21 protein-coding genes are annotated in these 22,928 nt (G+C 71.9%); 12 read left to right on the forward strand and 9 right to left on the reverse strand.

Annotated features, from left to right (window positions below; translation table 11 throughout):
• Positions 1 to 43: 43 nt before the first annotated feature.
• From AB0K05_RS35090 to AB0K05_RS35105, 4 genes are all read right to left on the reverse strand, one after another.
• Complete coding sequence (locus AB0K05_RS35090; protein ID WP_271279576.1) at positions 44 to 1,639, reverse strand: ATP-binding protein; 1,596 nt, start codon at positions 1,637 to 1,639, stop codon at positions 44 to 46.
• Positions 1,640 to 1,824: 185 nt separating this feature from the next.
• Positions 1,825 to 3,201: an MFS transporter gene (locus AB0K05_RS35095; RefSeq protein ID WP_364234992.1), complete on the reverse strand. Its 1,377-nt coding sequence runs from the start codon at positions 3,199 to 3,201 to the stop codon at positions 1,825 to 1,827.
• A 14-nt stretch (positions 3,202 to 3,215) separates the two neighbouring features.
• Positions 3,216 to 3,896, reverse strand: a complete 681-nt coding sequence (locus AB0K05_RS35100) for a triacylglycerol lipase (RefSeq protein ID WP_271279574.1) — start codon at positions 3,894 to 3,896, stop codon at positions 3,216 to 3,218.
• Between the two features lie 156 nt (positions 3,897 to 4,052).
• Positions 4,053 to 4,706: a TetR family transcriptional regulator gene (locus AB0K05_RS35105; RefSeq protein WP_364234994.1), complete on the reverse strand. Its 654-nt coding sequence runs from the start codon at positions 4,704 to 4,706 to the stop codon at positions 4,053 to 4,055.
• 45 nt (positions 4,707 to 4,751) lie between these two features.
• Here AB0K05_RS35105 and AB0K05_RS35110 point away from each other — a divergent pair, with 45 nt between their 5' ends.
• The 3 genes from AB0K05_RS35110 (at position 4,752) to AB0K05_RS35120 (ending at position 7,638) form a co-directional block, all read left to right on the forward strand.
• Complete coding sequence (locus AB0K05_RS35110; RefSeq protein ID WP_271279572.1) at positions 4,752 to 5,849, forward strand: DUF1214 domain-containing protein; 1,098 nt, start codon at positions 4,752 to 4,754, stop codon at positions 5,847 to 5,849.
• Positions 5,846 to 7,165: a DUF1254 domain-containing protein gene (locus tag AB0K05_RS35115; protein WP_364234996.1), complete on the forward strand. Its 1,320-nt coding sequence runs from the start codon at positions 5,846 to 5,848 to the stop codon at positions 7,163 to 7,165. The genes AB0K05_RS35110 and AB0K05_RS35115 overlap by 4 nt, the downstream gene beginning before the upstream one ends.
• A gap of 119 nt (positions 7,166 to 7,284) precedes the next feature.
• The gene (locus AB0K05_RS35120; protein WP_271280310.1) at positions 7,285 to 7,638 is read left to right on the forward strand and encodes a hypothetical protein; all 354 of its coding nucleotides are present in this window, start codon (positions 7,285 to 7,287) and stop codon (positions 7,636 to 7,638) included.
• A 55-nt stretch (positions 7,639 to 7,693) separates the two neighbouring features.
• On the opposite strand, the gene AB0K05_RS35125 is transcribed toward AB0K05_RS35120, so the two are convergent.
• Positions 7,694 to 8,077 carry a winged helix-turn-helix domain-containing protein gene (locus tag AB0K05_RS35125; RefSeq protein ID WP_271280309.1) on the reverse strand — a complete coding sequence of 128 codons (384 nt, stop codon included), beginning with the start codon at positions 8,075 to 8,077 and terminating at the stop codon, positions 7,694 to 7,696.
• Positions 8,078 to 8,144: 67 nt separating this feature from the next.
• The gene (locus AB0K05_RS35130) at positions 8,145 to 9,098 is read right to left on the reverse strand and encodes a TerC family protein (protein WP_364234999.1); all 954 of its coding nucleotides are present in this window, start codon (positions 9,096 to 9,098) and stop codon (positions 8,145 to 8,147) included.
• 437 nt (positions 9,099 to 9,535) lie between these two features.
• Between AB0K05_RS35130 and AB0K05_RS35135 the strand changes: the two genes are divergently transcribed.
• Positions 9,536 to 10,108: an XRE family transcriptional regulator gene (locus AB0K05_RS35135; RefSeq protein ID WP_187281282.1), complete on the forward strand. Its 573-nt coding sequence runs from the start codon at positions 9,536 to 9,538 to the stop codon at positions 10,106 to 10,108.
• A gap of 14 nt (positions 10,109 to 10,122) precedes the next feature.
• Here the strand turns inward: AB0K05_RS35135 and AB0K05_RS35140 are convergent, their stop codons facing one another.
• On the reverse strand, positions 10,123 to 11,148 hold the full coding sequence (locus AB0K05_RS35140) for a RidA family protein (protein WP_271280307.1): 1,026 nt from the start codon (positions 11,146 to 11,148) through the stop codon (positions 10,123 to 10,125).
• A gap of 44 nt (positions 11,149 to 11,192) precedes the next feature.
• A complete protein-coding gene (locus AB0K05_RS35145) occupies positions 11,193 to 12,818 on the reverse strand; it encodes an amidohydrolase (RefSeq protein WP_364235002.1) in 1,626 nt (541 codons plus the stop codon).
• 91 nt (positions 12,819 to 12,909) lie between these two features.
• Between AB0K05_RS35145 and AB0K05_RS35150 the strand changes: the two genes are divergently transcribed.
• From AB0K05_RS35150 to AB0K05_RS35180, 7 genes are all read left to right on the forward strand, one after another.
• Positions 12,910 to 14,427, forward strand: coding sequence for a PucR family transcriptional regulator ligand-binding domain-containing protein (locus AB0K05_RS35150; RefSeq protein ID WP_345482833.1), 1,518 nt, complete (start codon positions 12,910 to 12,912; stop codon positions 14,425 to 14,427).
• 250 nt (positions 14,428 to 14,677) lie between these two features.
• A complete protein-coding gene (locus AB0K05_RS35155) occupies positions 14,678 to 15,649 on the forward strand; it encodes an L-2-amino-thiazoline-4-carboxylic acid hydrolase (protein WP_364235005.1) in 972 nt (323 codons plus the stop codon).
• A gap of 86 nt (positions 15,650 to 15,735) precedes the next feature.
• On the forward strand, positions 15,736 to 16,794 hold the full coding sequence (locus AB0K05_RS35160; RefSeq protein WP_148033022.1) for an extracellular solute-binding protein: 1,059 nt from the start codon (positions 15,736 to 15,738) through the stop codon (positions 16,792 to 16,794).
• A 118-nt stretch (positions 16,795 to 16,912) separates the two neighbouring features.
• Positions 16,913 to 17,776, forward strand: coding sequence for an ABC transporter permease (locus AB0K05_RS35165; protein ID WP_148033021.1), 864 nt, complete (start codon positions 16,913 to 16,915; stop codon positions 17,774 to 17,776).
• A complete protein-coding gene (locus tag AB0K05_RS35170) occupies positions 17,773 to 18,585 on the forward strand; it encodes an ABC transporter permease (protein WP_187281280.1) in 813 nt (270 codons plus the stop codon). Before AB0K05_RS35165 ends, AB0K05_RS35170 begins: the two co-directional genes overlap by 4 nt.
• On the forward strand, positions 18,582 to 19,685 hold the full coding sequence (locus AB0K05_RS35175) for an ABC transporter ATP-binding protein (protein ID WP_148033020.1): 1,104 nt from the start codon (positions 18,582 to 18,584) through the stop codon (positions 19,683 to 19,685). The genes AB0K05_RS35170 and AB0K05_RS35175 overlap by 4 nt, the downstream gene beginning before the upstream one ends.
• Entirely contained in the window at positions 19,661 to 21,289 is a 1,629-nt protein-coding gene (locus tag AB0K05_RS35180) for an amidohydrolase family protein (protein WP_364235009.1), read from the forward strand. Before AB0K05_RS35175 ends, AB0K05_RS35180 begins: the two co-directional genes overlap by 25 nt.
• On the opposite strand, the gene speB is transcribed toward AB0K05_RS35180, so the two are convergent.
• A complete protein-coding gene (speB, locus tag AB0K05_RS35185) occupies positions 21,264 to 22,238 on the reverse strand; it encodes an agmatinase (protein WP_364235011.1) in 975 nt (324 codons plus the stop codon). The two genes, AB0K05_RS35180 and speB, sit on opposite strands and share 26 nt — an antisense overlap.
• A gap of 100 nt (positions 22,239 to 22,338) precedes the next feature.
• Between speB and AB0K05_RS35190 the strand changes: the two genes are divergently transcribed.
• Positions 22,339 to 22,926, forward strand: a complete 588-nt coding sequence (locus AB0K05_RS35190; RefSeq protein WP_271280515.1) for a flavin reductase family protein — start codon at positions 22,339 to 22,341, stop codon at positions 22,924 to 22,926.
• Positions 22,927 to 22,928: the final 2 nt, after the last annotated feature.

Raw genomic sequence — 22,928 nt, forward strand, 5'->3', positions numbered from 1 at the left:
CGTCGGGGCTGCATGACAGAACGTTCACCGCCCCGGGACACCCTCACACCCGCAGGAGAGTGACCTGGCGGCCGGACGGTGTGGTCGCCTGGTGGAAGCTGCCGCGCTCCTTCCAGGGCGGGGCTTGGGGGCGGCGGTCGAAGATGACCAGGACGCCGGTGGTGAGGGTCAGGCGGTCGAGGTAGCGGTCGAGCTGGGCCAGGCCCGCAGGCTCTGGGTCGTCCGCGCCGGGTCGCCACACCTTCAGTTCCATGGCCTCGCGCTGCGTCAGCCGTTCGCCGCCGGGGCCGGTGTACGGCCAGCGGATGTAGACGTCCATGCGTTTGCGGCCGGCGGCGTATTCGCGGTCGAGGTGGCCGCCGCCGTTGACGAGGCGGTGCAGGAAGGCCATGAGGATGATCTGGCACGCCGCCTCGTGGTAGCCCTCCTGCTGGATGAGGACTTCGCCGTGCTCGCGCCAGAACACGACGAACTCCTCCAGCAGGCGCGGCAGGTCGAACCGGCCGTCGGGGAGCACGAAGCTGTGCGGATCGGCGTGGACGTTCTGCTCCGTGAGGTCGCCCAGCACGCGCAGGATGACCTCCCGGTAGATCGGGTTGGCCACCTGGGGCGGAGGTTGCTGGGTGATCAGGCCCAGATCGCGGGCGTAGGACAGGTCCTCGGAGTTGCCGCGGTCGGTGTAGGGGCCGCCGGCCACGATCGGCTCCATCACCCGCTTGACCCGGGGCTCGTACAGCCGAGCCGCCAGGGAGTCCAGATGGGTGGCGCGCTTGCGGATGAGCCGCTCCTTGGCCTCCTCGATTCGCTCGCAGGTGATGGTGCCGGTCACTCTCATCTGGAAGGTGATCTCGTAGGCGAGGGCGTTGACCAGCCAGGGTTGTCCCTGGGTGAGCTCGAAGGCGCGGTCCACCGCGTCCTTGGTGAACCCCTGGCCGGTCGCCTGGGTGTGTTGGTCGTACAGTTCGGCGATGTCGTCGGCGGTGAAGTCGCCCAGGCGCAGTGAGTCGGCGAGGATGTTGAACGGGCTGGCCGCATTGAACCGCTCAGGGGCGCCGCCGGCGGCTACCTTGTAGTCACGCAGGTCGCGCAACCCGCACAGCACCACCGACGCGGGGAACGGATAGCCTTTCGATCGCTTGTTGTGCCCGTCGCGGAGCTGGCCGAGGACGCTGACCAGGCTGTTACCCTGCAAGGCGTCGATCTCGTCGAGGAACAGCACGACCCGGCGCGGGCAGCGTCGGCACCACTCCCGCAGCGCCGCACCGAACCGGCTACCGGGCGTGACCCGCGGCCGGGAAGGTGGCGGTAGCAGCTTCTTCGGCCAGCCCGACAGCTCGGCGGACTCGCGGAGGGAATCCAGCAGAAGCGACTCGGCGGCGCCGTAGTCGTCGCCCGCCGCCTTGGCGCGTTCGCAGGAGAACATGAGGGCGGCGGTGCCGCCTTCGGCGGTCAGGCCGGAGGCCAGAGCGTCCAGGACGGTGGTTTTCCCGGTCTGCCGGGGGGCGTGCAGGACGAAGTAGCGGTCCATCTCGATGAGCGTCCGCGCTTCGGGAAGCCGGGGTATGGGGGGCAGCATGTAGTGGAGCCGCGGGTCGCAGGGGCCGGTGGTGTTGAAGTATTTCGCTCCGCGCGTTCGCATGGTCACAGCCTGCCACCTTCTTGGGTGTCGCACCGGGGACAAGCCCTCTCTGACGCCGGCGACTCGTTCATGGGGCCTGCCGCCCCTTGCAGACGAATCAGACGATCTCGCCAACCGGCGCCGGATCGACACCCCATCGTTCGGAGCAGGCCGCGACGGCAGCCGGCCCGCGTCCGTGCTCCTCGTCAGGCCCCGCTGGTCGGTGGCGTGTCGTGGGCGGAGGTCAGGACGCGGGCGGCGTCGCGTTCGTACGGGCCGCGCGCCGTCACGGTGAGCAGCCCTCCGGCCAGTACGGGCAGGGTCATGACGAGCAGGGCGCTGGTGAGGGAGCCGGTCCGGTCGGAGAGGATGCCCACGATCAGCGGTCCGACGGCGACGGCGGCCCCGGCGACGAGCTGGGCGAGGGCGAAGGCGATGCCTCGGGAGGAGGCTCCGATCACGTCGGCGAGTGACGCGGTCAGGTTGGGGGTGGCCATCGACATCAGGATGACCGCGGCGGCCGTCAGCAGGGCGAACGGCATCAGGGCGCGGGGGGCGGCGAGCAGCGCGACGGCCATGACGACCGCGCCGGCGACGACGCCGCAGCCGCCGACGAGCAGCCGCCCGCCCTTGCGGGTGACGTGCGCGCGGCGGCCCAGCCACGCCCCGACGAGGGTGCCGGTGACCACTCCGATGACGGTGACCAGGCCGCCCAGCGCTCCGGCCTGCCCGGGGGACAGGGCGAAGGTGCGGCCGATCAGCGTGGGCATCCAGTAGAAGAGCCCGGCGACGCCCATGCCCAGCGTGGCCAGGCCGACGGTGACGATGACCAGCGTGCGTACGGCGAGCACGTCCCGCACCTGCCGCCCGAGCCGCGGCGGCGTCGCCCGGCGCGACCCGGCGCCGTCCGCGCGGGGTGCGGCGGCCCCGGCGGTGACCTGGTCGAGGAGGCCGCGGGCCGGCTCGCGGAGCCGCAGGCAGATCAGGGCGGTCAGCAGGCCGGGGATCGCCATCAGCAGGAACGCCGCCCGCCAGCCGAACGCCTGCCCCAGCACCGCGCCCAGCACCGTGCCGATCCCGCCCAGGTGCGCCGACATCCGCGTCCAGCCGAACGCCCTGGCCCGGCTGATCGGCGGGTAGTAGTCGGCCAGCAGGCTGCCGGTCGCCGGGTTGTCGACGTGCTCGGCCGCGGCCAGGGCCATGCGGGTAAGGAAGAAGACGGCGAATCCCGGGGCGAGGCCGCTGCCCGTGGTGGCCACGGCCCAGAGGAAGACCATGACGGTGATGACGCGGGTCCGGCTGAAACGGTCGGCGAGGTATCCGGCGGGGATGGCGACCGCCGCCGCCGCGATCGCCGAGCCGGTCGGGATCGCTCCGGCGACGGTGTCGCCGATGCCCCACTCGGCCTGGATCAGCGGGAGGAGGCCGCTGAGCAGGCCGGCCTCGACCCGGTCCACCAGGCCGACCAGGAACAGGATGACGAGCGGCGCCCAGCCGTAGGGGGCCGGGTCACCGGCGCGGATGCCGCCGGGAGGAGGCGCCCCCCAGCGGCGCCGCGGCACGGGGCGGACGTCGTCACGCATGACACACCGGCCGGTCAGGACACAAAGTCGCGCACCTTCGCGTAGACGGAGGCGTCGGTCAGGAACGCGGCGTGCGACAGGCATCCGGCGTACGTGTTGACGGCCCCGGCGAGGGACACGCTCGAGTCGGGGTTGACCACCGTGTCGCAGTCGGACCAGAACGTGCCGTACGCGATGTCGCCCGGGGTCTCGTCACCGCTGTTGAGCTCGGTCAGGAACGGCGAGCCGATCCGCATCTCCTGGCAGGTGAGCCGCTCCTCCGAGCAGAGGCGGGTCGCGGTCGTGCCGTGGTTGGGGCCCGCCAGGGAGACCCAGGTGCTGACGGCCGCCGTGCCGCCGAGGAACTTGAGGTAGTGGCGGCTGTTCAGCGAGCCCATCGACATCGCGACGATCGTCACCTTCGCCGCGCCCGTGGAAGATCGGATGGCGTCGACCCTGGCCCGGATGTCGGCGGCGATGTCGACGTTGGACTTGGTGCTGTCGTAGTCGATGGTGAACAGCCGGTCGGCGGGCCACCCGTCCGCCTCGAAGCGGTCGATCATGGTGCTCCAGCGGCTGCCGTTGCCGCCGTAGCCGTGCACGAACAGGATCGGCCCGGTGTCCGCCCGCGCGGGCGGGGTGCCGGGGATCAGCACGGCCAGACACGTCAGCAGCGCTGCTGTCAGGGCGGTCCCGGCGCGAGCTACGGCGTCCATGGGCGACCTCCTCGGGGAGTCCGACGAATGCCACCTGATTGTGCGCGACAGAGAAGTTAATGGCAACAATTAAATTTTCTTCTTCGGCGGACGCCGAATGCTTGACCGGGTCGCCGTCTGCCCTCTATGCTCCGGCCGTCTAATGGTGACCCTTAACTATTCCGCGGGGATCGCCGCGAGCGTCTCCGCCGAGGCCGGGGCGGTCAGTCCGGCGACGAGCATGTCGAGCAGATTGCCGAAGAACAGCTCCCCCGTCACCGGCGGCTCGCCGGGAGCCGACTCGTCGAGGAGCTGGGCGCGCAGGCCGAACAGGCTGATGAGCTGGGACCGCAGCATGGCGAGCCGCTCCAGCCGGAGGGGGCGGGGGAGCGGTTCGAGCGTCGCGTGCAGCCATCGCACGACCGCGAGCCCCGCCGGCGCGTCCACGATCCGGAACGGCCGCCGGTAGGCGAGCGAGGGATAGCTCAGCCTGGCCACGATGCGCAGGTGGGCCCGGCCCAGCTCGGTGCCGAGGTCCTCGTCCATGGGGGCGGCGAGCGCGTGGACCAGGGCCCGCGGATCCGCGGTCAGGTCGTCGGCGGCGACGGCGGCGACCAGCGGCGCGCGGCGCGCCTCGACGGCCTCCAGATGCCCGCGCAGGATGGCCTCCACCAGGCCGTCCTTGCCGCCGAAGTGGTAATGCAGCGCCGACTCGTTACGCGCCCCGATGGCCTCGTGCAGCTGACGGGTGGTCACGTCGGCGACCCCGTGCCGGGCGAACAGCAGCGCGCCCTGCCGGAGCAGGGCGTCACGGGTACTTGATCTGGACACTTCGCCATACTATCCTCCGGCAGATATTAATGAGATCCATTACTGATGGAGGAGATCGAACGCATGGCGGACGCCCTGGAGGCCTGGAGGCGGTTCGTGCGCGCGCTGGACGAGGCGGGGGAGACCGTGGCCGGCCTGGCCGGGCCGGACGCGGGCGTCGACGTCGCGGAAGGCTTCCGCTATGTGCTCCACGTCCTGGCCGACCAGGTCGACCGGGCCGGCACCCGCGACTCGGGCCGCCCGCTGTTCCTGCCGGGCGTCACTCCGGTGCGCAAGCTGTTCTTCGACAACCCCGACACCGAGTACGACATCGCGCTCATCTCCAGCCGGCGCTCGTACCGCATCCGAGGAGACCGCGGCACCGTGCCGTACCTCGCCTTCTGCGTCTACGGCGCGAGCACCGGCGACGGCCGGCCGACCCGCGTGACCAACCTCAACGACGAGCGGATCGCCTTCGGCCCCGACGGCTCGTTCGAGATCACGCTCTCCCCGGAGGCGCGGCCGGGCACCTGGATCCCGCTCGCGCCGGGAGCGCACACGGTCATCGCCCGCCAGTACTTCCTCGACCGCGCCCGCGACAGGCCCGCGCGGTTCACGATCGAGGCGCTCGACGATCCGGGGCCGGATCCGGTGTTCGACGACGCCCGCTTCGTCGCCTCCACCCGGTCCGCCGCCGCGTTCGTCACGGCCGCGACGCGCGTGGCACGGCAGCGCGCCGAGCAGGCCGAGGCCACGCCCAACCGGTTCGTCGAACACCGGGGCCACGGCCTGTACGGGACACCCGACGCCGGCTATGTCATCTGCTGGTACTCCCTCGAACCGGACCAGGCCCTGGTCGTCGAGGCCCGGCCGCCGCGATGCCGCTACTGGGGCGTCCATCTCGCCAACCGGTGGGGCCAGTCGCTCGACCATCGCAGCCGCACCACCGCGCTCAACGCCCGCAGCGCCACGCTCGCGCCCGACGGGACCCTGCGCGTCGTCGTCGCCCACGCCGACCCGGGCGAGCCCAACTGGCTCGACACCGCCGGTCACCCGCGCGGCTGGGTGCTGTTCCGATGGCTGCTCACCGACGACGTGGTGATCCCCGAAGCACGGGTGGTCCCGCACCCCGCACGACGCACCGGCCCTGGAGGACCGACATGAGCTCACCCGTCTGGCACGACGACGCGGCACCGGTCCCCGAGGTCGCGGATCCCCGCGTCACGGCGGCCAAGAACGCCTTCCTCGCCGGCTTCCCCCTGGTGGCCACCGCGCGCATCATGCAGGGCATGGCGCAGCGGCTGGGCGTCAACACCATGTGGGCCTCACGGCGGCTGTCGGGCCCCGGCAGCCGGGCCATCGTCGCGCCGAACCTGGACACCGTCTACGCGCTCGCCGTCCTGGACCTGCGGGCGGGCCCTCTGACGCTGACCCTCCCCGACATCCGCGACCGCTACCACAGCGTGCAGCTCCTCGACGCCTGGATGGGCGGCTTCGGGCTGCTCGGGACGCGGACCACCGGCGGCCGGGGCGGCTCCTGGGCCATCCTTCCCCCCGGCCACTCCGGCCCGATCCCCGACGGCCTCGAACCGATACCGTGCCCCACCGGTCACGCCTTCCTCCTCTGCCGGATCCGCGCCCTCGACGCCGCCGACGCCGCCGAGGCCGGCGCCCTCGCCGCCAGGATCGAGCTGCGCGCCCTCGCCGGAACCGCCGGAGGCACGACCCTGCCGCCCCCCGCCGGCCGCGCGCACGACACCGGACGCGACGGCATCGGCTTCTTCGACGAGCTCTGCGCCGCGCTGCCGGCCAACCCGCCCGTCACCGCCGAGCAGCGCCGGGCGCTCGACGCCGTGGCGGCCCTCGGCGTCGCCGCCGGCCGGCGCCCCGGCGCCGAACTGGACGAGTCCGGCAGAGCGGTCCTCGCCGCGGCCGTCGCGGCGGGCATGCGCGAGCTGGAGCCACCCGCCACCGCCCCCCGCACCGTCAACGGCTGGACCACCAACCTCGGCCTCGGCACGCAGGACACCCGCGGCGGGCTCCGCGAACGGGCGATGGTCGCCAGATACTTCTGGGGCCCCGTCCCGGCGGAGGAGGCGATCTACCCGCGGACCTCGACCAGCGCGGACGGCCTGCCCCTGGACGGCTCCAAGCGCTACCGCATCCGCTTCCCCGGGGGCGGCCTGCCCCCGGTCGACGCCTTCTGGTCCCTGACCGCGTACGGCCCGGACATGTTCCTCGTCCCCAACGAGTCCGGCCGCTACTCCATCAACGGTGACGACCCGGGCCTCGTCACCGGCGCGGACGGCTCGCTCGACCTGCACCTGTGCCACGAACCGCCGGCGGGCTCCGAGAGCAACTGGCTGCCGGTCCCGGCCGGTCGGTTCAACCTGATCCTGCGTCTCTACCTGCCCCGCCGGCCGGTCCTCGACGGCGCGTACGCGTACCCGCCCGTGACCGTGCTCCCGCCCGGTACGTGACGCTGATCCTGGCGGAATGTCCTGTCGCTGCCCTCGTCCTGTCCCTTCCTGGAGGCGAGGCTTCAGTGAGCCCGTTCTCGGGCCACCAGAAGCCGCGCAGTCGGAAGAAGGGGACAACCATGCGTACGAAGATCCTGCGGGTCGGGCAAGTAGCCATCGCCGCGGCCGCGACGGCCCTGGCCATGACCGCGCCCGCGGAGGCGCACTCGTTCAGAGTGGGGAACGACTGGGGCTTCGCGGAGATCAACTCCAACCACACGAGGCTGAACGTCTGCCGGGTGCTCGGAAGCTGGCCCGATTCGGACGTCTGGGGCACGGTGCGGTACAGCGGCGGCACCCTCATCCGATATGACGCGCCCATTTACAGCGGCGTGTGTTACCCCCACACCCTGAGGTCCAACCCCACCGACGTCAGGTTCTGCTGGCGGCCTTCGGGGACGAACAACCAGTGCACGAGGTGGCGGGCCGTCTGATCCTCCCGCTGCTCCCCGCAGGCGGAACCCCGCGTCGCCATCCTGGCCGACCTGGTCAGCCACCTCGGGCGAGCTCTTCCGGAACGGCTGCCGTCACGCCTTCTCGGCCGGCGCCGGTCGACGTCGCCTCGCTCCTGGAGGGGACGGTGTAAGGGAGAGCAGGTTGGAACACCGCGAGGATCTCGCCGATCTGATGGTCCTGTTCGAGAGGGTGCCGCAGCGGCAGGGTGGGGTTGAGCCGGTAGCGGTTGCGGCGCCCTTCCCGGCTGGCGGTGAGGTATCCCGCGGCGGTGAGGTCGGCCAGGATGCGTTGCGCGGCGCGCTCGGTGATCTGGACGCGGGCGGCCACATCGCGGATGCGCACGCCGGGGTCGCGGGCGATGCACAACAGCACGTGGGCGTGGTTGGTCAGGAAGGTCCAGTCCGGCACGTCCACCATTTTACGAGCACGATTTCGTTGTCATGAATCGAAAGTGATGAATCGCGAGTCAGGTGGGGAGAGCGGCTCACCCCTCCCGTGCCATCCGGCCGTCGGTGGCGGCGCCGGAGGCGCGGGTGGCGATCAAACTCCAGACGATCGAGACGGCGATGGCGACGACGATGACGCCCAGCGTCAGCGGGATCGGCAGTTTGCCGACCGGGGTCTCCGAGAGGATCAGCTTGACGCCGGCGAAGGCCAGCAGCACGGCCAGGCCGTAGTGCAGGTGGACGAACCGGCGGAGCAGCCCGGCCAGGCAGAAGTACAGGCTGCGCAGCCCGAGAATCGCGAACGCGTTGGCGGTCCAGACGATGAAGGTGCTGGTGGTGATCGCCAGGATCGCGGCGACGGAGTCGATCGCGAAGACCAGGTCGGTCGCCTCGACGGCGATGAGCACCACGAGCAGCAGCGTGGCCACCCGCCGGCCACCGGTGCGGACGAAGAAGCGGCCACCGTGGTAGCGGGGGTCGGTGGGGATCACCCGGCGCACCAGGCGCACCACCGGGTTGCGGTCGGGCGGGGTCTGCTCGCCGTGCCGGAAGGCCATCTTGTAGCCGGTGTAGACAAGGAACGCGCCGAACACGTACGCGGTCCAGAAGAACGTCTCCAGCAGTTCCACGCCGACGAAGATGAACGCGAGCCGGAAGGCCAGCGCTCCGATGACCCCCCAGAACAGCACCTTGTGCTGGAGCGTGGCGGGAACCGCGAAGGCGGTGAAGATCAGCGCGAAGACGAACACGTTGTCGATCGACAGCGCCTTCTCGATCAGGTAGCCGGCGAAGTAGGTGCCCGCCACCTCCCCGCCCTGCCACCACCACAGGATCGCCCCGAACAGCACGCCGGCGGCGATCCAGACGCCGGACCAGACGGCAGCCTCGCGAAAGCCGATGACGTGGTTGTCGCGGTGCAGGAACAGATCGACGGCCAGCATCGCCGCGACCACCAGCATCACCGCGACCCACGCCCACCAGGCGACGGACATAGAGGACCCCCTCGACCCGGCCGCCCGCGCGCGGGCGGCGTCGGCTGGTCGACGGTCTCCCCAGGTCGCCTCGGCGGGCGACCGCACCACCGGGCCCCGGATCCACCGGGTCCGTCCTGACGGCGATGCGTCGATCGTCGGGTACTCCCCCTCGATTTAGGAACTAGTATTCACGACACAAAAGACGTGTGTCAAGCCCGTCTCGCGGAGTCCGTACTCCGGTGGCGGGCGGGTGCCGAGATGGCCGCGGGCGAGCCTTCCGCCGAATATCCTCTTCTCGTGATCACGGGTTGCGCGCTGCCGGGTCGCTCTTGCCGGGCAGGTGCGAAGGACCGATGTACTGCAGACCCTGCAGTCGCACTGTAAGGACCGGTATCCTTGCGGTTGTCGCGCTCGGGCCGCCCCCTTCGCCGACGGCCCGTCTGGAGGAGATACGGATGTCAAACGAGATTGCGGAGCCACTGGACGTCGCGGAGATAGGCCGGCGCCTGCGCGAGGCCAGAGCGTCCAGGAACCTGTCCCTGGACGTGGTGTCCGCGGAGTGCGGGATCAGCCCGAGCCTGCTCAGCCAGGTCGAGCGCGGGAAGGTGACCCCGTCGCTGGCCACGCTGCACAGCATCACCCAGGTCCTCAACATCGCGATGTTCGACCTGTTCGGTTCCCCGGCCGACCGGCCGGCCCTGATCCGGGAGGGCTCCCGCAACGTCATCCGCCCGCCCGACAGCGGCGGGGTGTCCTACGAGCTGCTCTCGTCAGGGCAGCTGCGCAACCTGCAGATGATCGAGATGCACCTGAGCGCGGAGACGGGCAGGTTCAACCACGCCCTGTCCCACGCGGGCGAGGAATGCCTGATCGTCAGGCGCGGGTCGGCCGTCATCAAGGTCGGCGCCGAGGAGCTGACGCTGAGCGAGGGCGACTCGCTCTCCTATGTCGCCCGCCTGCCCCACCAGTTCCGGGGGCTGGAGGACGACACGCGGCTGATCATCTCCATGACCCCTCCGGCGTTCTGAGCGGCGCCGCCGTCTCAGCCGACCAGGGCCTGCACCTCGATCTCGACGTCCATGCCGGGGTAGGCGAGCACCGGGAGGGGCACCGGCACGAGAGCGGGGGAGGAGTCGCCGAAGAACGCGCCGACCTCGGCCTGGAGAGCGGCCAGCTTGCCCGGCCCGCTGCCGGCGTCGGCGGCCACGAAGGCGGTGAGCCGCCGGACCGCGGACCGGGGCACGTCGAGTTCGTCCAGCACCCGCGCGATGTAGTCGAGCGACCGGCGCACCTGCGCGGGGAAGTCGCCGACGTCCAGTGAGCGGGCCCGCTCGTCGAGGGGCACCTGCCCGCCGACGAAGGCCAGGCCGCCCGAGCGGTTCCCGTGCTTGTACGGCAGATGGAACGGCCAGTCCCAGTGACCCTCCGGCCAGGAGTGCCGGCGGGCCGGACGGGCGCCCCGCAGCGCCAGCACCTGCATGGCGATCAGCACGCCGGGCTCGTCGAACCGGGGCACCGGGATCCCCGTCGTCGCAGGCCCGGGTTCGGTGAAGTACCCGGCGCGGACGCGCGCGGCGACGGCCCAGTCCTCCTGGGTCCCCTCGCCCCGGTAGAAGATGTTGAACTTCACCACGTCGTCGGTGCCCAGATCCTGCTCGGAGAGGAGGTCCTGGATGGTCCGCAGGATGGCGTGGGACTGCTCGACGATGTCCCCGGCCTCCGGCGCCGTGATCAGCCGGGTCGCGACCGCCGGGCCGCCGGCCGCGTACCGTCCGCCCGCCTCGCGGGCAGCGGCCACGCCGGAGGGCAGGGCCGTGGCCTGCACCCGGGTCAGGTCCCCGCCGAGCACCCCGACGGAGGCCGGGATCGCCGACACCGGAAGGTCGCCGTCAGGGTTCAGCTCCCGCACCGACTCCCGTGCCTGCTCGGCGCTGAGCCGCGCGTGGTCGTAGAACACCTCGACGGCGAGCAGTTCTTCAGGGCGGACGCCCTGCCCGGCGAGGGTCGCCGCGGCCGTGCCGCCGGGACCGGCGTCGAGGAAGCGCAGGACGGGAGTGGGAGAAGGCATATCGGGACTCGCCATCGGTGAGGTGGGACGGGTTTCCAGCAGGTTCAGGAGGTCCACGCCGGGACGCCTCCGACCCAGGTCTGCGTGACGGGTATCTGGTCCAGCTCGTCGGGCGGGACCTCGAACGGGTCCGCGGCCAGGACGACCAGGTCGGCGAGGTAACCGGGGGCGAGCCGGCCCTTGTGCCCCTCCTCCCCGGCGGCGGCCGCGGCGCCGGTGCCGAACAGGGCGAGCGCCTCGCCCGTGCTGATGCGCTGGTGAGCGCCGAGCACGCGGCCCGCGCGGGTGCGCCGGGTGACGCAGCTCTTCACGCCGAACAGCGGCTCGTACGGCCCGCACGGGTAGTCGGACGACCCGGCGACGGTGATGCCGGCGTCCAGCATGCGGCGGTGGGCGAACATCCGCCCGAGACGTTCCTCGCCGTAGGCGTCCACGAGCGCGTCGCCATGGAAGGTGACGTAGCCGGCGAACGGGACAGGGATCAGGTCCAGCGCCGCGATCCGCGCCACGATCGCCTCGTCGACGACGGAGCAGTGCTCGATGCGATGGCGGGTCGTGATGTCCGGCCGCCGCCCGCGGGCGTGCTCGACCGCGTCCAGCAGGAGCGCGATGGCGCGGTCGCCGTTGGCGTGCACGGCCAGGCGCAGCCCGGCGGAGTGCACGCGCACCGCGAGGTCCGTCAGCTCCTCCGGGGTCACCACCGGCATGCCGTGGTCGTCCGTGCCGCGGAACGGCTCCGACAGCCAGCAGGTGAGCCCGGCCACCGCGCCGTCGACGAACGCCTTGATGCCGCCCAGGCGCAGCCAGTCGTCCCCGAACCCGTCCTGGATCCCGGCGGCGATCAGGTGGTCCGCGTGCGGGTACGTCACCAGGGCGGTGACCCGCTGCCGGAGCCGGTCGCGGGCCCGGGCGGTCTGCAGCAGCCGCAGCTCGTCCGGGCCGACCATGGCGTCCCCGATCGAGGTGATCCCCGCCGACAGGAACCTGGCCGAAGCGGCGTCCAGCCCGGCGAGCAGCTCGTCCTCGCCCGGCGGCGGGATCACGGGCGGGCGGCGAGCAAGGGACGGGTAGGCCAGGTCGAACAGCGCCTGCTCGTACAGCACCCCGGTCAACCGGCCGGCCCCGTCCCGGCCGAGCGAGCCGCCGCGCGGATCGGGGGAATCGTCGGTGAGCCCGGCGGCGGCCAGCGCCGCGGAGTTGACCACGCCCCAGTGGGCGCCCACATGGGTGACGAGGACCGGCCGGTCGGGCACCCAACGGTCCAGGTCGTGCCGGTCGACGACCCGCCCGCCGGTGGTCCGTACGTGGTCGTACCGGCCGGCTCGCAGCCACGCACCCGCCGGCAGTGTCGCGGCGGCGGCCCGCAGGCGCTCCGCCAGCCGATCCGCGGACGGGGTCACGTCCGCGGAGACGTCGGCGCCGACGGAGTCGCGCGCCGCCATCGTCAGGTGCAGGTGCGCGTCGACGAACCCCGGCAGCGCGCAGCCGCCGCCCAGGTCGGTCTCCGGCGCCTCGGGGAACCGCTCGCGCAGCCCAGCCAGGGGCCCGGCGGCGACGACGCGGTCACCGGCGACCGCGAGCGCGTCCACCACCTGGGGAGCGCCGGTCGGAGCCATGGTGCGGATCCGTTCGCAGCGCAGCAGCCGCACCGGCATGTCGTTGACGGCCATGCTGCAGTCTTCCCGAACCGGCGCGCAGGTCGGCAATCGTCGGATCCTCCGGACGCCGGGGCAGGAACCTGGAGATTGCTACAGTACCGGCGTGTACCTGCACGAACTCGTGACCACGGAGGACCTCGGCCTGCGGTTCGTGCTGCGCCCCAGCCGGCCGGTCCCCGTGAGCTGGGTGCACTCCACGGACATGGCCGACCCGAGCGGCTACCTCGGCGGCGGCGAGCTGATCCTGACGATCGGGCTGTGGCGGCAGGCCGAGGGCGACGCCGAGCGCTTCGTCCGGGCGCTCCACCGCTCGGGCGCCGCGGCCCTCGGCTACGGCGTCGAGGCCCCCGGCGCGGACGTCCCCGCCGACGTGCTGGACGCGTGCAGGTCCATCGGCCTCCCGCTGGTCCGGGTGCCGCACGAGGTGCCGTTCATCGAGGTCGCGCGCGCCTTCCACGCCGCCGCGAACGCCGAGCGCCACGACCTGCGCCGGCTGGTGCGGCACCACGAGGCGCTGGCCGCCGCGGTCTCCGGCGGGGGCATGCCCGAGCTGGTCCGCGTCCTCGCGGCGCAGCTCGCGGGCGACGTCTGGGTGGCGGACGGCCCCGAGGTGGTCTGGGCGAGCCCGGCCGCGCCGCCCGGCGCCGCCGCGGTGACCTGCCAGCGAGGCAGCCAGGCCGTCGCCTTCCCCGTCCAGGCCACGCTCGCCGACTCGACGGCGGTCACCGTCATGCGGGTGGACGAGGTCGCGCCGGCCCGGTGCTTCCTCGGCTACGCGCGGCCCGTCGCCGCCATGACGGCGGCCGAGCGCCGCGTGCTGGACAACGCGCTGCCCTACCTGCGCGGCGAGCTGGTCCGGGTGCGGGAGCGGCGCGGCCACGCCGCGTCACGCCGGCGCGAGCAGCTCGCCCTGGCCGAGAGCGGCCGCCCGGCAGGCCCGCCGCTGGCGGGTCCCGCTCCGGCCGTGGCGGTGCTCGCCTACCCCGCCGTCCCAGGACCGGTCGCGGACAGCCTGCTCGACGCCGTGCCCCCGGCGGCGCGGGACTGCGGGGCCGACGAGGTCGAGGTCATCCCGGACGTACGCGAAAGCGTCCTGATCCTGCGGCCGGGCGCGGCGGTCGGCGACCAGACCGTGGCGTGCCTGCTGAAATGTGTGGAACGCCAGCTCGGCCGGGAGGTCCACGCCGGCTGGACGCTGGCCCGCGACGGGGAGTCCGACCTGCCGCGCGCCGTGACCGCGGCCCGGCGCGCCGCCCGGCTCGCCGCCACCGGCGCCGGGCGCGAGCGGGTCGCCAGGTACGAGCGCCTCGGCACCCACGAGGTCCTGCTCGCGCTGGACGAGGAGATCGTCGGCGGGTTCGAGGACCTGGTGCTGGGCCCGCTGGTGGAGTACGACTCCCGGCACGGGTCCCAGCTGGTGGCGACGCTCAGGGAGTTCCTCGACCGCAACGGCGCCTACCAGGCGAGCGCCGAGGCCCTCGGGATCCACGTCAACACGTTGCGGTACCGCCTGGTGACGATCGAGCAGGTCACGGGGCGCGACCTGCGCCGGATGGCGGACAAGGTCGACTTCTATCTCGCCCTGAGATCCCGGCGGTCGCCGGAGGACCCCGCGGCCTGAGCGGGTCAGGGGCGCTTTGTTGCGCTCAGGTAAAAGGCTCAGACGTTCGCCAAGGTTTTGGTTGACCTTTTCCGACATCGCTACCTATGTTTGTACCCACTCTGCAGCACCACTGCAGCCTCTTGCAGTCACGCTCTAGGGCAAACCAGTGCCACCGAGCGGTCCCTGCCCCCCCATCCGCCGATCGTCGACGTCTGCCGGAGCAGTGTCCGACAGGAGGTACGAAATGTCCCATGAATCAAGTGACCTGATGACGCCCCTGGTCACGACCATGACGCACGAGGCACGGATCATCCGGCACGCCGGGCTCGCGTACACCAGGGCGCGGCAGGAGGCCGGTCTCGCCACCGTCGAGCGCGCCCTGCGCGGCTACTACGACTGGCGCGCGGAGGCCGCCGCCGGCCGCGGCGGCGACGGCCTGCCGGGCATCGTGCGGGCCTGGGGGACGGCCGAACTGCTGTCCGTCAACGCCGAGAAGTGGGGTGAGCTGCGCGTCGGCGAGGCAGGGCTCCGGCTGGAGCTGCACGGCACGCCGGAGCTCCTGCACTACCGGGCCTCCGGGGTGCCGGCGTTCGCGCTGATCCACTACCGGGCGCTGGTGTCGGCCCTCATGCGCGCCGCCGACCTGCCGGACGACGTCGAGGCCGGATGGCAGGGCGACTCGCTCGTCCTGGAGGCGGGACAGGCGCCGCCCTCGGGTGAGGGGACGCTCCCCGGCGTCCCGCTGACCGGCGAGGATGGCCTCGCCCTGCTCAGGGCGACCACCGAGAACCGCGGCGCGCTGCTCGTGTACCTCGGCCGCGAGGCCGAGCAGGCCTTCGGCGCCGACGGTGACCTGATGTTCCGCGAGGCCGTGCGCGCCTTCGGCGCCGAGCGCGGCGCCGCCATGCGCCTGGACCACCTGAGCAAGGGTCTCACCCTCGACCTGGTGAACATGATGGAGCTGTACGACTCCGGCGGCAACGAGGACGTCTGGCAGTACCGCGACGAGGGCACCCTGACCCCCGTCGAATGGTCGCAGGACTGCACCTTCTGCCCGTTCGTCCAGCCCTGGCACGACCTCGACGGCCTCCGGTACGGGGAGGTCTACGACTACGAGTTCCACGTCTCCCAGTTCAAGGCCTACCGCGAGGACATCGAGGTGAAGTGGGGCGAGTTGATGTCGCGCGGTGACGCGACCTGCGAGTTCCGTTTCTCCATCCCGGGACCCGTCCCCGCCTGAGCGGCGTTCCACCCCTCAACGTCCCAGGGACGCGTGACCGCGCGCCCCTGGATCGTTCCATCGCCAAACGAACAGTAGGAAGAATCATGGGTTGGTCGAGAAGGCCCGTCACGGTGGCAGCCGCCACGTCGGTGCTGGCGCTGCTCCTGGCAGCGTGCGGCGGCGGAGGAGACGGTTCAAGCGCAGGTGGCGGCGACAAGCAGCTCACCTTCGTGTCCTGGGGCGGTGGCTACCAGGAGACGCAGGAGAGCCTCATCGTCAAGCCGTGGGGTGAGAAGAACGGCGTCCGCACCCTCTCGGACGGTCCGACGGACTACGCCAAACTGAAGGCGCAGGTGGACTCCGGCAACACCCAGTGGGACGTGATCACGCTGGAGCCCTTCTGGGCGATCTCGCAGTGCGGCACCATGCTGGAGAAGATCAAGGACAAGGTCGACACGTCCAAGCTGCCCGCCGAGGCGGTCACCGACTGCGGCATCCCGTTCGACATCCTGTCCTACGTCCTGGTGTACGACTCCGCGAAGTTCGGTGACAACCCGCCGACCTCGTGGGCGGACTTCTTCGACACGGCGAAGTATCCGGGCAAGCGCGGCGTGTGGAACTACGCCCCCGGCGGCGCGCTGGAAGCCGCGCTGCTCGCCGACGGCGTCGCCCTCGACGGCCTGTACCCCCTCGACACGGCCAGGGCGATGAAGAAGCTCGACGCGATCCGCGGCGACATCGCCTTCTACGACACCGGCGCGCAGCAGGTGCAGCAGCTGCAGAGCCAGGAGGTCGTGATGTCGATCGCCTGGAGCGGCCGCGCGCTCGACGCCGTCCGCGCGGGCGCCACGTACGAGCCGGTGTGGAAGGACAACCTGATGCTCGTCGACTCCCTCGCGATCGTGAAGGGCTCGAAGAACATCGACCAGGGCGTCAGCCTGATCAACGAGATGACGTCGGCCGCCGGCCAGAAGGCGTTCGTCGAGAAGTACACCTACGGGGTCGTCAACTCCGACGCCAAGCCGGAGCTCGACGAGACCGCGCGGAAGTTCTCCCCGACCGAGAACGGCCAGGGTGAGCAGGGCCGCTACATGGACCAGCAGTGGTGGGCGGACAACTTCGACAAGGTGAGCGCCGACTGGACGAAGTGGGCGTCCGGCTGACCGGAGCGTCCACCACCACCTCGATGCACGCGGGCGCCGTCCGGAGGCGGCACCCGCGTCATCGGCCCATCCGATGTCCCATGGCCGACCGAAGCACGACAGGAGCGGGAACCACGGCATGCTGAAGCTCGCCCAGCAGACGGCCCGGCGACTACGGGGGATCCACCTGGCGATCCCCCTGCTCGTCCTGCTCGTCGCATTCTTCGCCATCCCGGTCCTCGAACTGGTCCGGCGCTCGTTCCTCGACGCGGACGGCGCGCTGACGTTGCAGAGCTACGGGGACTTCCTCGGCACGCCCGCCTACCGCACGATCCTGTTCCGCACGTTCTTCGTCGCGGTCATCTGCACCGTGGCGTGCCTCCTGTTCGCGTATCCGTACGCGTACCTCATGACCCTGGCCGGCCCGCGGCTGCGCCGGGCGCTGCTCGTGCTGGTGCTGCTGCCGTTCTGGACCAGCCTCATGGTGCGCACGTACGCGTGGCTGGTGCTCCTGCAGGACACCGGACCGTTCAAGGCGGTCCTGGCCGCGATCGGGCTCGGGCAGGTGGACCTGATCCGCAACACCACGGGCGTGGTCATCGGCATGGCGCAGATCCTGCTGCCCTTCATGGTGCTGCCGCTCTACAACAACCTCCAGAAGATCGAGCGTTCCGACCTGCTGGCCGCCCAGTCGATGGGGGCGACGCCCTTCCGGGCCTTCTGGCGGGTGTACTTCCCGCAGAGCCTGCCGGGGCTGTTCGCCGGCAGCGTCCTCGTCTTCATCCTCGCGCTCGGCTTCTACATCACGCCGGTGATCCTCGGCTCGCCGCAGAACTCGATGATGTCCCAGTTGATCGTCCGGCAGGTCACCGAGCGGCTCGACTGGGCCAGCGGCGGCGCCATGGCCGTGGTGCTCGCCGTGCTGACCCTCGTCTTCGTCGGCCTCATGAGCCGGGTCGTCAACGTCCAGCAGGCCTTCGGCGGAACGGTGGACAAGAAATGACCAGCACGGAGACCAGGAGCCGGCCGCGCTGGCTCTACCTCATGGCCGCCATCGTGGCCATCTGGATGACGGCGCCGCCGCTCGTCGTCATCCCGATGAGCTTCGCCTCCGAGCGCACGCTGACCTTCCCGCCGTCCGGCTACTCGCTCCGCTGGTACCAGGAGTTCTTCCAGAACCCGGTCTGGATCGACGCGCTCCGGTCGTCCCTCCTGATCGCCGTCCTGGTGATGGTCATCTCCGTGGTGATCGGGACGCTCGGCGCGTTCGCCGTGGTCCGCGGGCGGTTCCGGGGCCGCGGACTGCTGGAGATGGTGGGGATCGCCCCGCTGGTCGTCCCGATCGTGGTGCTGGGCATCGGGGTCTACGCGATGTTCCTGCGCTGGGGGCTGATCGGCACGGTGCCCGGCTTCGTGGCCGCGCACTGCGTCCTCGCGGTCCCGTACGTGATGATCACGGTGGGCAGCGCGCTGCGGGTGGTGGACGGCCAGCTGGAGCGCGCCGCCCAGGTGCTGGGCGCCCGCCCGCACCGGGTGTTCCTGCGCGTGACGCTGCCGCTGATCGCCCCGGGCATGCTGGCCGGCGGGCTGTTCGCGTTCGTCACCTCGTTCGACGAGGTGGTCGTCTCGCTCTTCATCGTCAGCCCCGGCCTGCGGACGCTCCCGGTCGAGATGTACTCCAGCGTGACGCGGGACATCAACCCGACCATCGCCGCGGCCTCGACCCTGATCCTTCTGGTCAGCACCGTGCTCATCCTCGTCTCGACGAAGTTCCTCTTCTCCAGCAGCTCCGACGGAAGGTCAAAGCGATGACCGTTGCAGTGGACACCGACCTGGCCCTGGAGCTGCGCGGTGTCTCCAAGCAGTACCCCGGCACCGACACGGCGGCCGTCAGCGGCGTCGATCTCCAGATCCGCCGCGGCGAGTTCGTGACCTTCCTCGGTCCCAGCGGTTCGGGCAAGACCACGACCCTGAACATGATCGCCGGCTTCATCTCGCCGACGGCGGGGGAGATCGTCCTGCACGGCCGGAACATCGCCGACCTGCCCCCGCACCAGCGCAACCTCGGCATGGTCTTCCAGAACTACGCGTTGTTCCCGCACATGTCCGTCTGGGACAACGTCGCGTTCCCGCTGGTCGAACGGAAATACCCGAAGGACCAGATCCGCGAGCGGGTGCGCGCGGCCCTGGAGATGGTGAACCTCACCGGCTTCGAGAAGCGCCGTCCCCGGGAGCTGTCCGGCGGCCAGCAGCAGCGCGTCGCCCTGACCAGGGCGCTCGTCTTCGACCCGCCGATCCTGCTGATGGACGAGCCCCTGAGCGCCCTCGACAAGAAGCTGCGCCAGCGGCTCCAGCTGGAGATCAAGCGCGTCCACCGCGAGGTCGGGATCACGTTCCTGTTCGTCACCCATGACCAGGAGGAGGCGATGGCGCTCTCGGACCGCGTGGTCGTCTTCGACCAGGGCCGGATCGAGCAGGTCGGCACGCCCGACGAGCTCTACCGCCGGCCCGCGACGCGGTTCGTCGCGGAGTTCCTCGGCGACAGCAACCTGATCAAGGGCAAGCTCGTCGAGCAGGACGGCGCCACCGCCCTGGCGACCCCGGAGTGCCGGATCCCGCTGCCGGACTGGCCGGGCGGCAAGCAAGCCCCGTCCGGGGACGAGCACTGCGTGATGTTCCGGCCGGAGGACGTCAAGGTCCTCCCCGCCGACGACGCGGAAGCGGCCTGCCGGGCCACCGTGCGCGAGGTCGTCTACCTGGGCTCCGAGCAGCGGGTGATCGTCACGACGGAGACCGGCCGCGACGTGACCGTGCGGACCGGCGGTGAGATGACCGGGATCCCCGGGGTGGGGGACACGGTCGGCCTGCGGTTCTCTGCGAGCAACGCATGGCTGATACCGACGGGCGGGTAAGCCTGTTCCGGGCTCGCGCCGTCCTGCCGGAGGCCGGCTGGGCGGGCCGCCCCGCGGACGCGCTCGCCGTGGCGGGCGGCAGGGTCGCGGCGGTCGGCCCGTTCGGCGAGCTGTCCGGCGCGTGGCCGGACGCCGACGTGGTCGACCTGGGCCGCCGCTGGGTCATCCCCGGCCTGGAGGACGCGCACTGCCATCCCACGATCGCCGCCGACGAGCTGTGCCACGTCAGCCTGTCACCACGGGACCAGCGCGATCCACTTCGGGTTGCCGCCGCGGTGGGCCGGGCGGGACGCAGCAACGGCTGGGTGAAACTCGTGGGCTGGCTGGAGGAGCGGTGCGGCGGCGCCGCGGTGGACCGGCAGCTGCTCGACCGCTTGTGCCCGGCGGACCCGCTGGTCGTGGTGCACGCCAACGGCCACCGGGGCTACGCCAACACGGCCGGCCTGGCCCGCATGGGCTTCGCCGACGACACCGGCGCGGTGATCGAGGCGGCGGTGCCGGCGAACGGCTGGGTGGAGACCGGGGCCGACGGTCTGGCCACCGGCCGCGTCTTCGAGCAGGCGATGTTCGACATCATGGAGCCGGCCCTCGCCCGCCACCCCGGCCGGGTCGCCCTGGCCGGTTTCGAGGACCGCCTCGCGGCGCTGCGACGGATCCAGCGGGACTACCTGAGCCGCGGCGTCACGGCGCTGACCGAGGCGCTGTGCGGCGAGACCGGATGGGACCTGCTCGAACGGATCCAGGCCGAAGGCGCCTCGCCGTGCTACTCGGCGCTGGCGCCCGTCGGCGATCCGGACCTGGCACGCCGGCTGGCCGAGCGCGGCGGGCCCCGGCTGCGCCTGATCGGGCTGAAGTCGTTCGTGGACGGCGCGCTCAACGGCGGGACGTGCCTGCTGAGCGAGCCCGTGCCGGACGGTGACCCGCAACAGCTGCGCACCGCCGGCGACGTCGCGCGGGAGCTGCGGCTGGCCGACTCCCTCGGCCTGCTCCTCGCCGTGCACGCCAACGGCGACGCGGCGATCGACGTGCTGGTGCGCGCGTCGGAGCGGACCGGGCTGCGCGGGCGGATCGAGCACGGCAGCGTCGTCCGCGACGACCAGGTGCCGGTGATCAAGCGCCAGGGCTGGGGCGTCGTGCCGTTCGGCTCGTACGTCCATGAGCACGGAGAGCGGCTCGCGGACACCTACGGGCGAGTCGGAATGGGACGGCTCATCCGGCACCGGACGCTCGTCGACGCCGGTGTCCCGGTGGGCGGTTCGTCGGACTACCCGTGCGCGGGCCCCGACCCCTGGCAGGGCATGTGGAGCTGCGTGACGCGACGGTCCAGGGAGGGGGAGGTGCTCGGTGAACAGGAGCGACTCACTCCGGTACAGGCGCTGCGCCTGTACACGCGGGGGTCGGCGTCGGTGCGCCCCGGGTCCGGCCCGGCCGGCACGCTGCGGCCGGGCGCCCCGGCGGACTTCGCGGTGCTCGACGCCGACCCCCGGCGGCCGGAAGGGCTCGAAGCCCGGCTCGGCGCGCCGGTCGCGGCCACGTTCGTGGCCGGCGCACCCGTGTACGCCGGCCACGACGTCGAGGTCAGCGGGCCGGAGTGGTGTCGCTGACGTGGCCGCCGCCGGCCATCACGGTCAGCAGCTCGTACGTGACATGGCTGGCCGCGACGCCGGTCAGCTCCGCGTGGTCGTAGGCCGGCGCCACCTCGACGACGTCCGCGCCCACCACGTTGCGCCCGTCGAGGGCGCGCAGCAGCTCCAGCAGCTCCCGGCTGGACAGGCCGCCGGCCTCCGGGGTCCCGGTCCCGGGCGCGTGCGCCGGATCGAGCACGTCGATGTCCACCGAGACGTAGACCGGACGGTCGCCGAGCCGCCGCAGCATGACCTCGATCAGCGTGTCGAGCCGCTCGTGGGCGAACTGGCGGCTGGTCAGCTGCTGGAACCCGAGCCGGGCGTCGTCGGTGAGGTCCTCCTTGGCGTACACGGACCCCCGGATGCCGACGTGCAGGCAGCCCTCGGGGTCCAGCAGCCCTTCCTCGGACGCCCGCCGGAACGGCGTGCCGTGGGTGACCGGCGCGCCGAAGTAGGTGTCCCAGGTGTCCAGATGCGCGTCGAAGTGCAGCACCGCCAGCTCGCCGTGGTGGCGGTGCAGGTCGCGCAGCAGCGGCAGCGCGACCGTGTGGTCACCGCCGAGGGTCACCAGCCGCGTGCCGGCGCCGGTCAGCGCCCCGGCCTGCTCCTGGATCTGCCCGACGGCGTCCGTGATGTCGAACGGGTTGATGACCATGTCACCGGCGTCGGCGACCTGCACGATCCCGAACGGGGAACGGTCCAAAGCCGGGTTGTAGGGCCGCAGCAGCCGGGAGGACTGACGGATGTGGGAGGGGCCGAACCGCGCCCCCGGACGGTAGCTGACGCCGCTGTCGAACGGCGCGCCGATGACGGCGAGGTCGGCCTTGCCGACCTGGTCGGTACGGGGCAGGCGGGCGAAGGTGGCGGGCCCGGCGTAGCGCGGGACCTCGGTGCCGGACACCGGCCCGACGGGGCGGTTGGTTTCCATTCCGTTCTTTCCGTTCAGGGAGAGCACTGCTTCCGGTCCCGGCCGCGCTGCGGTGGCCGGGGACATTGCGCTCAGGATACGCGATCTGTAGTATCACTGCATGAGTTTCAGTCACACTGCAGAAACGGGTCTCCGCGACTCCGTCCGCAGCGTGCTGCGGCGGGTTCCCGCCACCGTCGTGGTCGTGACCTCGTTCGTGTCCGGCCGCCCGTGGGGCGTCACCGCGTCGAGCTTCTCGTCGGTGACCCTCGACCCGCCGATCGTGTCGATCTGCCTGTTCTCGCACACGGCGGTCATGCGGGCCGCGCGGCTGCACGGCCGCGTGGGCGTCTCGGTGCTGTCGGCCGACCAGGTCCACGTCGCCCGCGCGGCCGCCGCGCCCGGCGCCCCCAAGTTCCTGGAGTCCTTCTCCCCGGAGGCCGAGGGACTGGGGGAGACCGGCATCCCCCACCCGGCGCCGAACCGGCGCTGGGATCCGCACGACGGCGCCGCCGTCCCGCCGGCGCCGTCGGTGCACGGCGCGCTCGCCCACTTCGACTGCGCCATCTCGCAGGTCGTGACCGTGGGCGACCACGACGTGCTCTTCGCCCGGGTGGAGCGGGTCCGCGAGGGCGACGCCGCCCTCCCGCCGCTCCTCTACTTCGACCGTGACTTCTACCGTCTCCCCGACGACCCCATCGAAGGTTGATG

The organism is Nonomuraea sp. NPDC049486 (genome assembly GCF_040676925.1).
Classification (GTDB): Bacteria; Actinomycetota; Actinomycetes; order Streptosporangiales; family Streptosporangiaceae; genus Nonomuraea; species Nonomuraea ferruginea.

Bases quoted from the DNA above. Each gene is read 5' to 3' on its own strand.
- AB0K05_RS35120 (WP_271280310.1), top strand. From the start codon at position 7,285: ATGCGTACGAAGATCCTGCGGGTCGGGCAAGTAGCCATCGCCGCGGCC.
- AB0K05_RS35100 (WP_271279574.1), bottom strand. From the start codon at position 3,896: ATGGACGCCGTAGCTCGCGCCGGGACCGCCCTGACAGCAGCGCTGCTG.
- AB0K05_RS35130 (WP_364234999.1), bottom strand. From the start codon at position 9,098: ATGTCCGTCGCCTGGTGGGCGTGGGTCGCGGTGATGCTGGTGGTCGCG.
- AB0K05_RS35160 (WP_148033022.1), top strand. From the start codon at position 15,736: ATGGGTTGGTCGAGAAGGCCCGTCACGGTGGCAGCCGCCACGTCGGTG.
- AB0K05_RS35140 (WP_271280307.1), bottom strand. From the start codon at position 11,148: ATGCCTTCTCCCACTCCCGTCCTGCGCTTCCTCGACGCCGGTCCCGGC.
- AB0K05_RS35175 (WP_148033020.1), top strand. From the start codon at position 18,582: ATGACCGTTGCAGTGGACACCGACCTGGCCCTGGAGCTGCGCGGTGTC.
- AB0K05_RS35190 (WP_271280515.1), top strand. From the start codon at position 22,339: ATGAGTTTCAGTCACACTGCAGAAACGGGTCTCCGCGACTCCGTCCGC.
- AB0K05_RS35155 (WP_364235005.1), top strand. From the start codon at position 14,678: ATGACGCCCCTGGTCACGACCATGACGCACGAGGCACGGATCATCCGG.
- AB0K05_RS35115 (WP_364234996.1), top strand. From the start codon at position 5,846: ATGAGCTCACCCGTCTGGCACGACGACGCGGCACCGGTCCCCGAGGTC.
- AB0K05_RS35125 (WP_271280309.1), bottom strand. From the start codon at position 8,077: ATGGTGGACGTGCCGGACTGGACCTTCCTGACCAACCACGCCCACGTG.
- AB0K05_RS35090 (WP_271279576.1), bottom strand. From the start codon at position 1,639: ATGCGAACGCGCGGAGCGAAATACTTCAACACCACCGGCCCCTGCGAC.
- AB0K05_RS35135 (WP_187281282.1), top strand. From the start codon at position 9,536: ATGTCAAACGAGATTGCGGAGCCACTGGACGTCGCGGAGATAGGCCGG.
- AB0K05_RS35180 (WP_364235009.1), top strand. From the start codon at position 19,661: ATGGCTGATACCGACGGGCGGGTAAGCCTGTTCCGGGCTCGCGCCGTC.
- AB0K05_RS35165 (WP_148033021.1), top strand. From the start codon at position 16,913: ATGCTGAAGCTCGCCCAGCAGACGGCCCGGCGACTACGGGGGATCCAC.
- AB0K05_RS35095 (WP_364234992.1), bottom strand. From the start codon at position 3,201: ATGCGTGACGACGTCCGCCCCGTGCCGCGGCGCCGCTGGGGGGCGCCT.
- AB0K05_RS35170 (WP_187281280.1), top strand. From the start codon at position 17,773: ATGACCAGCACGGAGACCAGGAGCCGGCCGCGCTGGCTCTACCTCATG.
- speB (WP_364235011.1), bottom strand. From the start codon at position 22,238: ATGGAAACCAACCGCCCCGTCGGGCCGGTGTCCGGCACCGAGGTCCCG.
- AB0K05_RS35110 (WP_271279572.1), top strand. From the start codon at position 4,752: ATGGAGGAGATCGAACGCATGGCGGACGCCCTGGAGGCCTGGAGGCGG.
- AB0K05_RS35145 (WP_364235002.1), bottom strand. From the start codon at position 12,818: ATGGCCGTCAACGACATGCCGGTGCGGCTGCTGCGCTGCGAACGGATC.